The organism is Rhodanobacter sp. DHG33 (assembly GCF_014843005.1).
Lineage (GTDB): Bacteria > Pseudomonadota > Gammaproteobacteria > Xanthomonadales > Rhodanobacteraceae > Rhodanobacter_A.
The window spans coordinates 341,868-354,690 of record NZ_JACYXM010000003.1 but is presented as its reverse complement, the minus strand read 5'-3'; the positions used below and the strand labels follow the sequence as shown (position 1 = coordinate 354,690).

Genomic DNA, 12,823 nt, shown 5'->3' with positions numbered 1-12,823 from the left:
GGCGTCCACACAATTCACCTGTGCACACTGTCAAAGATCACATCACCGCGGAGCTTTCCGCTGTGGGACATTTCGTCCCGGTGAGCCGCCTACTATACATCGTCTTTCCGGTCCGTCAACACCTGCTGCGAAGTATTTTCTAGCAGGATGGTGGCGCGCCGTGCCGATGCGGCAGCGGGGCGCGAATAGTAGGCAGGCACCCAGATATTGGCAAGCGATTTCTTCGAAGAATTTTCACTCTTTCGCGCAAGCCCTTGATCCTGCGTGAAACAAAGCCACGAAGTCATACGTGGCGATCAACCAGCGGTCAAACGCACCCGGGCGAAGTTGCGTTTGCCGACCTGCAGCACGCCCTCGAATCCTGCCGCGAATACGCGCTGCGCGTCTTCGACCACCTCAGCATCGATACGCACTGCCCGCTCCTTGAGCTTGCGGCCCGCCTCGGAGTTACTGGCGGTGAGTCCCGCCGCAGTAAGCAGCGCCGGCAGGCGCAGGCCTTCGGCGGGCACCGCGATTTCGCTGAGCGGCAGCAACGAGGTGTCACCCTCTCCGCGCACCACGGCATGCCAACCGGCAATCGCCTGCTCGGCGGACGCTGCGTCATGGAAGCGGGTGGCCAGCTCGCGCGCCAGCCTCAGCTTGGCATCGCGGGGATTGAGCGTGCCGCTTGCCACCTCACGCTTCATCTCCGCCAGTTCATCCAGGGAGACTTCGAAGCTGAGCAACTCGAACCAGCGCCACATCAGCGCGTCGTCGATCTTCATGGTCTTGGTGACGATATCGATCGCCGGTTCGTCGATGCCGATGTAGTTGCCCAGCGACTTGGACATCTTGTTGACGCCGTCCAGGCCTTCGAGCAGCGGCATGGTGAGCACGATCTGCGGCTTCTGCCCGAAGTGCTCCTGCAGACCACGCCCCATCAGCAGGTTGAACTTCTGGTCGGTGCCGCCGAGCTCGACATCGGCCTCCAGCGCCACCGAGTCGTAGCCCTGCACCAGCGGATAGAGGAACTCGTGGATGGCGATCGACTGTTGCGCGGCATAGCGCTTGGCGAAATCGTCGCGCTCCAGCATGCGCGCCACGGTGTGCTGCGCGGCGAGCTTGATCATGTCGGCCGCGCCCATCTTGCCGAACCATTCGGAATTGAAACGCACCTCGGTGCGCTCGCGGTCGAGCACCTTGTAGACCTGCGCGGCATACGTCTCGGCATTCCTCAGCACGTCTTCGCGGGTGAGCGGCTTGCGCGTGACGTTCTTGCCGGTGGGGTCGCCGATCATGCCGGTGAAGTCACCGATCAAGAAGATCACCTGATGTCCCAGATCCTGGAACTGGCGCATCTTGTTGAGCAGCACGGTATGGCCCAGGTGCAGATCCGGCGCAGTGGGATCGAAGCCGGCCTTGATGCGCAGCGGGCGACCGCCCTTCAACCGCTCCAGCAGGTCCTCGCGCTTGATGATTTCGTCGGCACCACGCGCGATCGTGGCCAGCGCCTGCTCGGGTTCGTTCATGCATTCCTCGGAATAAAAGTGGTTGCCATGACAGCCATCCAGACGATGGCAATCACGTTTCAGCGTTAATTGTGCGTTAACCGAAAACTTGACGCAAATCCTTGATGGAAAAGGGATTGACGCGCTCGTCACATGACGTCTATGGTACGTGGAATTGTTACTTTGTACGGCGAGGTTCGCGCAACATGAGTGGGAAAATTCGGGGGGGGCTCCGAGCGCGCAAGCAGGCCATTTGCCGCAAGGCACAGCGTCGACACACCAGCTTCTATGAACGGTGTGCGCACTGGTCGTTCGATCGTTCGGAATCGGCCACGCCACTCCATTGGCACCGCGAACACTGGGTATTGGCCGGCACGGCGTTGATGGCCACCCTGCTCTCCGGCTTCATCATGCCGGCTTGGGCCACCGCGATGAAACCCGTGCCGATGGCCGAAGCGCATACCCTGCTGCCGCTGGCACTGCCAAAGCCAAAGCTGGCTCCACAGGCAACCGCTCCGGTGGAAGACTGGCAGGCGGTACGCGTGCAACCGGGCCAGACGCTATCCGACATCTTCGGCAACCGCGGCTTGAGCCTCACCGATCTCCAAAAAGTGATGGACTCGGCGGGCGATGCGAAATCCGCGCTGCATCACCTCAGCCCCGGCGAGGAATTCGATTTCCTGCCCGGCCCCGACGGCAGCCTTCTAGGCATCCGCTTCGACAAGGACGAGGCCACCCGCGCCACCGTACGCCTCGATGGACCGCAGCCCACTCTGAGCCTCCAGCCGCGCGACATGGACCAGCGCGAGGAAGTGGCGCACGGCGTGATCAGCAGCAGCCTCTATGCCGCCGGCGACCAGGCCGGCCTCAGCGCGGCGATGGTGGGCAAGCTCGCCGACCTGTTCAAGTACGACATCGATTTCGTGCAGGACCTGCGCGAAGGCGACAGCTTCACCGTGATCTACGACGACATCTACCGCGACGGCGCACGCTACGGCGAAGGCGACATCGTTGCAGCGGAATTCGTCAACCAAGGCAAGCGCTACACCGCCTACCGCTTCAAGAAGGACGACGGCAGCTACGGCTGGTTCAGCGAAGACGGCCGCCCATTGCAGAAATCCTTCCTGCGCATCCCGGTGGACTTCACCCGCATCTCTTCCACCTTCAGCGCCGCGCGCATGCATCCGATTCTGGGCCTGATGCGCGCGCACAAGGGCGTGGATTACGCCGCGCCGATGGGCACGCCGATCCATGCCGCGGGCGACGGTGTCATCAAGTACCGCGGCTGGGAAAACGGCTACGGCAACTTCGTGCTGATCCAGCACAACAAGGACATCAGCACCGCCTATGGCCACATGTCGCGCTTCGCCGCAAGCGAGCGCGTGGGCCAGCACGTGAAGCAGGGCGAGATCATCGGCTATGTCGGCATGACCGGCCTCGCCACCGGCCCGCACCTGCACTACGAATTCCGCGTCGACGGCGTGCAGCGCAACCCGCAGACGGTGACACTGCCCAAACCCGAGCCGCTGCCCGCAACGCAGATGGCGAAGTTCAAGGCCACCGTGGTGAAGCCCGAACTGGCGCGGCTGGAGCAGATCGACCAGCGCATCAAACTGGCCCGCAACGACACCGCCAGCACCAACAACTGAGCGCCGCATTCGCGTGAGTGAGACTCCATCGCTGTACCTCGGCCTGATCTCCGGCACCAGTGCCGACGGCATCGATACCGCGCTGGTGTCGTTCGAACAGGAACAGCCACGACTTCTGGCTGCGCGCACACATCCATGGCCGCAAGCGCTGCGCAGCCAGATCCTTGCAGTGGCACAAGGCGAAGCCGCGATCGACCTTGATGCCTTCGGACGGCTGGACATCGCATTGGGCCATGGCTTCGCCGAGGCAGCGCTCGCTCTACTGAAGGAAAGCGGCACGCCTGCCGCAGCCGTACGCGCCATCGGTTCGCACGGCCAGACGATGCGCCATCGGCCCGGCGGCGAACATCCCTTCACGCTGCAATTGGGCGACCCCGCCACCATCGCCGAACGCTGCGGCATCGACGTGGTAGCGGACTTCCGCCGCGCCGATGTGGCCGCCGGCGGCCAAGGCGCTCCCCTCCTGCCCGCCGTGCACGCGATGTTGCTGGCTCGTCCCGGGCACACCCGCGTGGTGCTCAACCTCGGCGGTATCGCCAACATCACCGTGCTGGAAGCCGGTGGCGGCGTGATCGGCTTCGACACCGGCCCGGCGAACGGGTTGATGGATGCGTGGTGCCTGCGCCATCGCGGTGAGGCGTTCGATCGCGACGGTGCGTTCGCGGACAGCGGCAAGATCGACGGCGCGCTGCTCGAAGCCTTGCTGGCCGACCCCTATTTCGAGCTGCCGCCACCAAAGAGCACGGGCCGCGAGCACTTCCACCTCGACTGGCTGGTCGCGCATGTGCGCACGGCCACGCTGGCACCCGCCGATGTACAGGCCACGCTGCTGGAACTCTCTGCCCGGAGCGTGGCCAATGCGATCACGCGCTACGCACCGGATTCAGAAGACGTGCTGGCCTGCGGCGGCGGCGTGCACAACGGCGCACTGATGCACCGGCTCGCCGAATTGCTGGCGCCGCGCGTGCTGACCAGCACGGCAACGTTCGGCGTCGATCCCGATTTCCTCGAAGCCACGGCGTTCGCGTGGCTGGCCCGGCAGCGCCTGCTGGGCCTGCCCGGCAACCTGCCAGCCGTCACTGGCGCGCGCGGACCACGCCTGCTCGGCGCAATCCACGCCGCACCGCACTGACAAAAACCCGGCTCTCAGGCCTCGCGCGCAACCGGCAGCAACGCATCGCCGCGCGCGGTCGAAAGCGCCTGCACGGTTTCATGGAACACGGCCTGCTCGGTTGCATCCCATGGGCCGGCCAACATGGCGAGTTCGTCGGCATCGACCGAGTTTTCCGCCTGCTGGCCGTTTTCCGCGACGCCCAGGCCGCGCCGCAACGCGTGCAGCAACACTTCGTTGAGGCTCCACTCGCGCGCCTTCGCAAAGGCACGAATGCGCTCGGCCAGCAGATGATCGACTTGGCGTATCACGAGATCGGGCATGGCACCATCGCTTCGTTGTCGCCCCCCTGTGCCAAAAATCGTCGCCTGTCGCAGCCACACCCGGCAATGGCCGGCATGGCGATTCGTGGCGCAGTTCGCAAAGCGCCTTCAGCTTCCGTTGGCTGAAGGGGCGGCAAGGGGGTCGAAGCGTCGCCATAACGCGGCAAAAAGCAGCATTGCCGGCAGTACCGAGAACACGGTGATGACGAAGTATCCGCCGTAGCCCGAGATTGCCACGATGCTTCCGGCGAAGAACCCGAGCACCTTCCCCGACAGGTTTACCAAGGAGCTCAGCAATGCGTACTGCGTCGCAGTGTGCTGGCGATTCACCAGCATGGAAAGGAACGCGACCGTAGGCGGACCCAACATGCCTTCGAAAAAATTCTGGCCCGAAATCGCCAGCGTCAGCATGGAAAGATGGCCAGGATGGTTAGCCAGCAACAGATAGAGAAGGTTGCTGATCGCGCCGAGCACGATGCAACCGCCAAGCGATCGCCATGCCCCCCATTTCGCCACTGCCGCGCCGCCGGCAAAGGCGCCGGCGATGCCGATCCAGATGCCGTAGATCTTGGTGACCGCGCCGATCTCGGTATTGGAGAAGCCCATGTCACGGTAGAACGGCCCCATCACGCCACCGATGATCGCCTGTTCCGGAATCTTGAAAAGCAGGATGAACAGCAAGGTCAATAACGCGAGCGGCAACCCGTAGCGACGAAAGAAATCGGCGAACGGATCAACGACACTTTCGCGCATCGCCTGCCGCCAGGAGGCTGGCGCAAGGCGCAGTACGTCCGGTTCCTGCATGCTCAGCGTGACGAGTACCGGTATCGCCATCGCCACAGCCATGAGCAGATAGACCTGCGCCCAGGGGATGTGATCGGCGAGGATCAGCGCCAACGCGCCGGAAACGATCATGCCAAGACGGTAGCCCAGCACATAGGTAGCTACCAGCGCACCTTGCGCCGAGGGCGGTGCGATCTCGATGCGATAGGCATCGATGGCAATGTCCTGCGTAGCGCCCATGAAGGCGACGAACAGCGTGACGGCCACGAACAACGGCAACTGGGAGGGCGTCAGTGCAGCCATCGCCAACAGGCCAATCGCGACGCCGACCTGTGCGAGCAACAGCCAGCTGCGGCGCTGACCCAACCGCGCAAGCAATGGCAATTTCCAATGGTCCAACAATGGCGCCCACGCAAATTTGAACACGTAGGTCATGCCTGCGCTGGCGATCATCGTGATGTCCTTCAGCACGATGCCGTTCTGCTTCAGCCAGAACGACAGCGTGTAAGACACCAGCAAGAACGGCAGCCCGGAGGAAAATCCGAGCAGACACAGCGTCCACGCGGACGGCTGCGAAAACGCCTCCCATACCGATGGCTTGCGCGGTGCCGCCACTCGCTCAATCGGCATAGTCGACCGTATACGGTGCATGGTCGGAGAATCGCTCGTCGCGATAGATCGCGCAGCGCTTCAGGCGCTGCCCCAGTCCGGGCGTGACGAGCTGGTAGTCGATACGCCAGCCCACGTCGTTCGCACGCGCATTGCCGCGATTCGACCACCAGGTGTAGTCCTCGCCCTCCGGATGCAGCGTGCGGTAGCTGTCCACCCAGCCGCGCTCGACGAGGCCGTCCATCCACGCGCGCTCTTCCGGCAGGCAGCCGGAGTTCTTCTGGTTGGACTTCCAGTTCTTGATGTCTTTCGCCGTGCGCACGATGTTCCAGTCACCGCACAGCACGTAGTCGCGACCGCTCTTCAGCCACTCGTCGAGGATGGGCGCAAGCCGGTCCATCGCCTTGAACTTGAACTGCTGGCGCTCGTCGCCGGAAGAACCGGAGGGTACGTACAGCGACACCACGCTGAGCCTGCCGAAGCGCGCCTCGACGTAACGGCCCTCGTTGTCGAATTCGTCCCAGCCCAGCGCAGTGTGCACCTCGTCGGGTTCGCGCTTGGCATAGATCGCCACGCCGGAATAACCCTTCTTGCTGGTGGCGTCGCGGTAGAAGCAGTGATGGCCGTCGGGACGGAACATCGGGTCGCCGAGCTGATCCTCCTGCGCCTTGGTTTCCTGCAGGCAGACCACGTCGGCGCGCTGCTGCCGCAGCCACTCGAATACGCCCTTGCTCGCGGCGGAACGGATGCCATTGGCGTTCAGGCTGATGATGCGCATGCGCGACTCCCAAAGCGATGCAGGCATCATAGCAACCATGTCGACACCACTCGCCATCCGCGTCAGTCCCGTCACGCCTGCGTTGCGCGAAGCCGTGCTGCGTCTGCGCGTGCGACCCGAGCAGGACGGCTTCGTCAGCCCGCCCGCGCGTACCCTGCCCGACGCCGAGCAGTGCTCCGGCAGCGAACCGATGGCGATACTGCTGGACGACACCGTGGTCGGCTACTACCGCATCGAGCGCAATGCGCGCAGCATCACTGGACGCGATGCCGACGCGGATGCGCTGGGCCTGCGCTCGTTCCAGCTCGACGCCGCGTGGCAGGGCCGCGGCCTCGGCGTCCGCGCGATGGAAACGCTGCTGGCCGATCTCGCACAGCGCCACCCGCAGAGCCGTCGCATCGTGCTCACGGTGAACTGCACCAATATCGCCGCATTGGCGCTGTACCAGCGCGTGGGCTTCGTGGACAGCAACACCCTGTACCATGGCGGCCGCTCCGGGCCGCAGCACCTGCTGTGGCGCCACCTGCCTTGACGAGAATTTCCATGCACGACTACCAGCGCGATTTCATCGAACTCACCTTGCAGCGCAAAGTGCTGCGTTTCGGCGAATTCACGCTGAAGTCCGGCCGGCAGAGCCCCTACTTCTTCAACATGGGGCGCATCGACTCCGGCGCCGCACTGGGCCAGCTCGGCCGTGCCTACGCCGCTGCCGTGGTCAATGCAGGTATCGCCGTGGACATGCTGTTCGGGCCGGCCTACAAGGGCATCGCGCTGGCCGCCGCCACCGCCATCGCGCTGGCCGACCGCCACGGCCGCGACCTGCCCTGGGCCTACAACCGCAAGGAAGCCAAAGACCATGGCGAAGGCGGCGTGCTGGTCGGTGCGCCGCTGAAAGGCCGCGTACTGATCGTGGACGACGTGATGACCGCCGGCACCGCCGTGCGCGAATCACTGGCACTGATCCGTGCACACGGCGCCGAGCCGGCCGGGGTATTGATCGCACTGGACCGGCAGGAGCGCGGCCAGGGCGACCTCTCCGCCGCACAGGAAGTGGCTCGCGATCACGGCATCCCGGTGATCGCCATCACCAGCCTCGCCGACGTGCTGGCCTACGCGGGCGAGCGCCCGGAACTGGCTGCCGAGCACGCACGCCTGGTGAGCTACCGCGAACGCTACGGCGCGGACGGCTGAAGCGAGCCGGGTCACATCTCGCGACAATCACCAACCGCCGCATATGTGCATCGCCACGGCGGCTTCTATACTGCTGCCCAGGGGGGCCTCATGCGCAAGTCACCATCCATACCCATTCTGATCCTTGCCACGCTGCTCGCCAGCACTTCCGTTTGTGCCCAACAGCACGGGAATACCGGCAGCATGCGCTACAAGTGGGTGGATGGCCACGGCTTGCTGCATTTCAGCGACAGCCTCACCCAGGACGCGCTCAAGTACGGCTACGACGTGGTCAACGACCAAGGCATGGTGGTAAGCCATGTGCAACGCCAGCTCACCCCCGAGGAACAAGCCGCTGCGCAGAAGCAGATCGCGCAACAGGCCGCCGCTAAGCGTGCTGCCGACGACCAGTTACGTATCGACGAGCAGATGCTGGCCGCCTACCCCGACGAAGCCTCGTACAAGGCCTCGTTGCAGCAGGCGCTGACGAACATGGATCAGCAGATCCATACCAGCAAGCTCAACCTGCGCAGTCAGGAACAAGCGCTGACGGAGCTGCTGGATCGCGCCGCCGAGGCCGAGCACAACAAGCAGCCAGTGCCGAAACCCCTGCAGGACCGCATTGCCAAGCAGCGCGGCGTGGTGAGCGATCTGCAGGCGCTGCTGCAACACCAACAGGCGCAGCGCGACCAGGCCGAGCAGCAGCAGACGCAGCAGCTCGCGCATTACCGCGCCGTGCAGGCTGCGCAGAACCAACAGCCCTGAACCCAGCCCGCTCCGTCAGAGGTGCGGTCGTCGCGCACCTCTGACGGAGCGGTCAGAACGGCATCTTCAGCCTGGCATCCACCGCCAGCAGCCGTGTGCGGAATGCCGCCTGGATACGCTTGAGCGCCTCCGTGCTGTCGGCATCGAAGCGCAGCACCAGCACCGGCGTGGTGTTCGATGCGCGCACCAGGCCCCAGCCGTCCGGCCAGTCGGCGCGCACGCCGTCGATGGTGATGATGGTGGCATCGTCGAAGTTGGCTTCCGCCTTGAACTTCTCCATGAAGCGGTAGTGCTCGCCCTCGGCCATCTCGATTTTGAGCTCCGGTGTGGAAACCCCCTTGGGCAGGGTGTCGAAAATTTCCTCGGGGCTGCGTTCTTCGAGATCACCGGCAAGGATTTCCATCAGCCTCGCACCGGCGTAGATGCCGTCGTCGAAGCCGAACCAGCGCTCCTTGAAGAAGAAATGGCCGCTCATCTCGCCGGCCAGTTCCGCACCGGTTTCGCGCATCTTGCCCTTGATCAGCGAGTGGCCGGTGCGCCACATCAGCGGGCTGCCCCCGGCTTCGAGGATCTGTCCCTTGAGGTGACCCGTGCACTTCACGTCGTAGATGATGGTGGCGCCCGGCTGACGCGCCAGCACATCGCGTGCGAACAACATGAGCAAGCGGTCGGGATAGATGATCTCACCCGCCTTCGTCACCACGCCGAGGCGGTCGCCGTCGCCGTCGAAGGCCACGCCAAGATCCGCACCGGTCTGCTTCACCGCGAGGATCAGGTCTTCGAGGTTGTGCGGGTCGGAGGGGTCCGGGTGGTGGTTGGGGAAGGTGCCGTCCACTTCGCAGTACAGCGGTATCACTTCGCAGCCGATGCCGGCCAACACCTGCGGCGCCACCGCACCTGGGATGCCGTTGCCGCAGTCCACCACCACCTTGAGGTGGCGCTCGGCCTGCACGTCGGAGACGATGCGCTCGAGGTAATCCGGCACAACGTTGAGCTGGCGCAGGCTGCCGTTGCCGCCGCGCTCCAGCGCGTTGTCGGCGATGCGCTGGTAAAGGTCCTGGATCGCCCCTTCGGACAGCGTCTGGCCGCCGATCACGATCTTGAAGCCGTTGTAGTCCGGCGGATTGTGGCTACCGGTGACCGCCACACCGCAGCCGGTGTTGTAGTGATAGGTGGCGAAATACACCACCGGCGTGGGCACCGCGCCGAGATCGATCACGTCGATGCCCGCTTCGCGTAGGCCATCCGCCAGCGCACCGGCGAGCTCCGGGCCGGACAGGCGGCCATCACGCCCCACGACGATCTCGCTGAGCGCCTGCTCGCGCATCAGCGTGCCGATGGACTGGCCAAGCAGATGCGCCACGTCGGCACTCAGCGATTTGCCCACCACCCCGCGGATGTCATAGGCGCGGAAGATCGCGGGATCGACGGTGACCCCCACCGCCGCGGGCTTGGGTGCTGGCTCCGGTGTTGGCGTCGCAGCGGCCGCGAGCTTGGGAATCAGCGGTTCGGGCGGTGCGGCTTTGCGTGCAGCTTCCTGGGACAACTTGAATTCCTCGATATCGATATCTTTCTCGACCACCGGCGATTCGCGCCGCCGCTGGCGCCACCACAACAGATACAGACCGCCGCCAACGCCGGCCAGTGCCAGCAACAGCGTCGTGGGCCACGAGTGCGGCAGCACGATGAAAGCCACCGGCGAACCGGCGGCTACGCTGAACGTGCTGCCTGGCACAGGCTTGGCGACAGCCTCCGCCTCTGCACTCGCGCTGCCGTTCGAAAGGATGCGCATGTCGGAGCTGACGTCGCCCTGGCGCAGATCCAACCGCCCGCTCGCGGGCGATACCGCTTCGAAAGCCTGTTGCACCGGGGCAAACGGCAGTTCCACCCATAGCCACGCCTGTGCTTGCTGCGGCGAACCCAAGGGCCATGTCACGCTCAACCGGCGATCGCGCAGACCGTGCGAAACGCTCTGCACCGGCGGCAGGCCATCCGCCGTTTGCGCTGCCATCAGCTGCGCGGCCTTGGCGTAACCGAACTCGCGGAAATTCGCATGTACCACTTCATCGAGACTGCCGCTGTAGATCTCCAGCTGCTGGGCCTGCGGCAACTTCACCCGCAACGCCTCCACCAGCGCGGCATGGTCACCCTGCAGGGATACCGGATCGACCGACGAAACAGCCTTCTGTACGGTGGCGCGCTGTGCGGCGACCACCTGCGCCAGCACCTGCACCGCCTCGTCGCGCGCTTGCTGCACGCGCTCCGCCGCGTGGCCTTCGTTCGCGATCAGCCAGGTTTGCCAGGCACTGAACACACCGAGCAGGAGCAGCAAGGTACCCAGTGCCAGTGGCCATAAACGCGGCCCGACCGGCATCGCGCGCCAACGCGATCCGCTTGCTTCACGCATCGTCTCCCCCTGTCCCCACAGGTGCCCACCCCAACCGGCCAGCCGCAGCGAGCCGGATCACTTGATGCCCGTCGAACCGAAACCGCCGGCGCCACGCGCGCTGGGCGCGAAATCGGCGACGACGTTCAGCCGCGGCTGCGCCACCGGCACCAGCAGCAGCTGGGCGATGCGATCGCCCACGCCGATGGTGACCGGTTCGCGACCGCGGTTCCAGCAGGAAATCATCAGCGGCCCCTGGTAGTCGGCATCGATCACGCCGACGAGGTTGCCCATCACCAGGCCTTGCTTGTGACCCAGTCCGGAGCGCGGAACGATCAGCGCACACCAGCCCGGATCGCCGATATGGATGGCGATGCCGCTGGGCACCAACGCGGTGTCGCCGGGCTGCAGCGTGAGCGATGCGTCGAGCGCGGCACGCAGATCCATGCCGGCGCTGCCGGCGGTGGCTGCCTCAGGCAACGGAATGGAATCGCCCAGCCGCGGATCGAGGATTTTCAGTTCCACATCCAGCATCGTCGTGCTCACCCGCGCACCGCGCGATAGCGTTCGGCCACGCAGGCCACCAGTTGCCTCGCCAGTTCGGCCTTGCCGGCACGGGCCAGCGCCAGCTGACCGCCGGCCCAGTACACGTCCAGCGCATTGTCGGTGGCCTCGAAACCCAGTCCGTCGCCGACGCGATTAGCGGCGATCATGTCCAGGCCCTTGCGCTGCAGTTTGTCCTGCGCATAGTGCGCCACGTCGTGCGTTTCGGCAGCGAAGCCGACAAGGAAGGGATGTTTCGCCTGCGCCGACAGGCCGCCGAGGATGTCGGGATTCTCGGCCAGCTGCAGCACCAGATCCGCGCCCGCCTTCTTCTTGAGCTTGCGCTCGGCCACTTCGAACGGCCGGTAATCGCCTACCGCCGCCGCACCGATGTAGATCTGCGCCTGCGCACACGCATCTAGCACCGCGGCATGCATCTGCGCCGCGCTGCGCACGTCGACGCGGTTCGCCACGCCCGGCGGCGTGACCATGCTTACCGGGCCGGCCACCAGGGTCACCCGCGCACCCGCATCCGCAGCGGCCTGCGCCACCGCGAACCCCATCTTGCCGGAGCTGCGGTTACCGATGAAACGCACCGGGTCGATGTCCTCGTAGGTCGGTCCGGCGCTGACTACCACGCTCATGCCGACCAGCGCGCCGCCGCCGAACGAGGCGGCCAGCGCGTCGCGCAACTCGTGCGGTTCCAGCATGCGGCCCGAACCCACATCACCGCACGCCTGCTCGCCCGCGGCCGGACCCAGAACCTGCACTCCGCGTTGGCGCAACAGACCGATGTTCGCCTGCACCGACGGATGCGCCCACATCTGCTGGTTCATCGCCGGCGCCACGGACAGCGGCGCGGCGCTGGCCAGGCACAGCGTGGTGAGCAGGTCGTCGGCATGGCCGTGCGCGAGCCTGGCGAGGATGTCCGCGCTGGCCGGAGCGATCAGGATGCGCTCGGCCCAGCGCGCCAGCTCGATGTGCCCCATCGCGGCCTCGGCGTTTTCGTCCCACAGCGTGGTACGCACCGGCTGGCCCGACAGCGCCTGAAAAGTGGCCGCACCCACGAAATGCTCCGCGCCCGCCGTCATCACCACGCGCACCTCGGCGCCCTGTTCGCGCAGGCGACGAACCAGTTCGCAGGACTTGTAGGCGGCGATGCCGCCGGACACTCCCAGCAGGATGCGGCGTTGGGCAAGACTCATGTAGGCAGGGCCTG

The 12,823-nt window shown here is 65.3% G+C and carries 12 protein-coding genes; 5 read left to right on the top strand and 7 right to left on the bottom strand.

Translation table 11 applies throughout. From position 1 onward, the window contains the following. Positions 1-296 precede the first annotated feature (296 nt). Positions 297-1,508 (bottom strand): tyrosine--tRNA ligase, encoded by a 1,212-nt coding sequence (tyrS, locus tag IHE46_RS07900; RefSeq protein WP_192164080.1) that lies wholly within the window; start codon positions 1,506-1,508, stop codon positions 297-299. A gap of 185 nt (positions 1,509-1,693) precedes the next feature. Here tyrS and IHE46_RS07895 point away from each other — a divergent pair, with 185 nt between their 5' ends. Together IHE46_RS07895 and IHE46_RS07890 are read left to right on the top strand one after the other, a co-directional pair. Beyond that, positions 1,694-3,136, top strand: coding sequence for a M23 family metallopeptidase (locus tag IHE46_RS07895; protein WP_192164079.1), 1,443 nt, complete (start codon positions 1,694-1,696; stop codon positions 3,134-3,136). Between the two features lie 13 nt (positions 3,137-3,149). Continuing rightward, a complete protein-coding gene (locus tag IHE46_RS07890) occupies positions 3,150-4,268 on the top strand; it encodes an anhydro-N-acetylmuramic acid kinase (RefSeq protein WP_192164078.1) in 1,119 nt (372 codons plus the stop codon). Positions 4,269-4,282: 14 nt separating this feature from the next. Here the strand turns inward: IHE46_RS07890 and IHE46_RS07885 are convergent, their stop codons facing one another. From IHE46_RS07885 to IHE46_RS07875, 3 genes are all read right to left on the bottom strand, one after another. Next, entirely contained in the window at positions 4,283-4,570 is a 288-nt protein-coding gene (locus IHE46_RS07885; RefSeq protein WP_192164077.1) for a hypothetical protein, read from the bottom strand. 108 nt (positions 4,571-4,678) lie between these two features. Continuing rightward, positions 4,679-5,908, bottom strand: coding sequence for an MFS transporter (locus tag IHE46_RS07880; protein ID WP_192164104.1), 1,230 nt, complete (start codon positions 5,906-5,908; stop codon positions 4,679-4,681). 64 nt (positions 5,909-5,972) lie between these two features. After that, entirely contained in the window at positions 5,973-6,740 is a 768-nt protein-coding gene (locus IHE46_RS07875) for an exodeoxyribonuclease III (protein ID WP_192164076.1), read from the bottom strand. 37 nt (positions 6,741-6,777) lie between these two features. Between IHE46_RS07875 and IHE46_RS07870 the strand changes: the two genes are divergently transcribed. The 3 genes from IHE46_RS07870 (at position 6,778) to IHE46_RS07860 (ending at position 8,675) form a co-directional block, all read left to right on the top strand. Beyond that, positions 6,778-7,272, top strand: coding sequence for a GNAT family N-acetyltransferase (locus IHE46_RS07870; RefSeq protein WP_225562875.1), 495 nt, complete (start codon positions 6,778-6,780; stop codon positions 7,270-7,272). A gap of 11 nt (positions 7,273-7,283) precedes the next feature. Beyond that, positions 7,284-7,931 carry an orotate phosphoribosyltransferase gene (gene pyrE / locus IHE46_RS07865; RefSeq protein WP_192164074.1) on the top strand — a complete coding sequence of 216 codons (648 nt, stop codon included), beginning with the start codon at positions 7,284-7,286 and terminating at the stop codon, positions 7,929-7,931. Between the two features lie 90 nt (positions 7,932-8,021). Beyond that, positions 8,022-8,675 carry a DUF4124 domain-containing protein gene (locus IHE46_RS07860; protein ID WP_192164073.1) on the top strand — a complete coding sequence of 218 codons (654 nt, stop codon included), beginning with the start codon at positions 8,022-8,024 and terminating at the stop codon, positions 8,673-8,675. Positions 8,676-8,727: 52 nt separating this feature from the next. Here the strand turns inward: IHE46_RS07860 and IHE46_RS07855 are convergent, their stop codons facing one another. The 3 genes from IHE46_RS07855 to coaBC form a co-directional block, all read right to left on the bottom strand. Continuing rightward, complete coding sequence (locus IHE46_RS07855) at positions 8,728-11,049, bottom strand: phosphomannomutase/phosphoglucomutase (RefSeq protein ID WP_225562900.1); 2,322 nt, start codon at positions 11,047-11,049, stop codon at positions 8,728-8,730. A gap of 90 nt (positions 11,050-11,139) precedes the next feature. Continuing rightward, entirely contained in the window at positions 11,140-11,595 is a 456-nt protein-coding gene (gene dut, locus IHE46_RS07850) for a dUTP diphosphatase (protein WP_192164103.1), read from the bottom strand. A gap of 8 nt (positions 11,596-11,603) precedes the next feature. Next, on the bottom strand, positions 11,604-12,809 hold the full coding sequence (gene coaBC / locus IHE46_RS07845) for a bifunctional phosphopantothenoylcysteine decarboxylase/phosphopantothenate--cysteine ligase CoaBC (RefSeq protein WP_192164071.1): 1,206 nt from the start codon (positions 12,807-12,809) through the stop codon (positions 11,604-11,606). Between the last annotated feature and the right edge of the window lie 14 nt (positions 12,810-12,823).

Excerpts from the sequence above, each read along its gene's own strand:
- tyrS (WP_192164080.1), bottom strand. The coding sequence starts at position 1,508 with ATGAACGAACCCGAGCAGGCGCTGGCCACGATCGCGCGTGGTGCCGAC.
- IHE46_RS07895 (WP_192164079.1), top strand. The coding sequence starts at position 1,694 with ATGAGTGGGAAAATTCGGGGGGGGCTCCGAGCGCGCAAGCAGGCCATT.
- IHE46_RS07885 (WP_192164077.1), bottom strand. The coding sequence starts at position 4,570 with ATGCCCGATCTCGTGATACGCCAAGTCGATCATCTGCTGGCCGAGCGC.
- IHE46_RS07875 (WP_192164076.1), bottom strand. The coding sequence starts at position 6,740 with ATGCGCATCATCAGCCTGAACGCCAATGGCATCCGTTCCGCCGCGAGC.
- IHE46_RS07870 (WP_225562875.1), top strand. The coding sequence starts at position 6,778 with ATGTCGACACCACTCGCCATCCGCGTCAGTCCCGTCACGCCTGCGTTG.
- pyrE (WP_192164074.1), top strand. The coding sequence starts at position 7,284 with ATGCACGACTACCAGCGCGATTTCATCGAACTCACCTTGCAGCGCAAA.
- IHE46_RS07860 (WP_192164073.1), top strand. The coding sequence starts at position 8,022 with ATGCGCAAGTCACCATCCATACCCATTCTGATCCTTGCCACGCTGCTC.
- IHE46_RS07855 (WP_225562900.1), bottom strand. The coding sequence starts at position 11,049 with ATGCCGGTCGGGCCGCGTTTATGGCCACTGGCACTGGGTACCTTGCTG.
- dut (WP_192164103.1), bottom strand. The coding sequence starts at position 11,595 with ATGCTGGATGTGGAACTGAAAATCCTCGATCCGCGGCTGGGCGATTCC.
- coaBC (WP_192164071.1), bottom strand. The coding sequence starts at position 12,809 with ATGAGTCTTGCCCAACGCCGCATCCTGCTGGGAGTGTCCGGCGGCATC.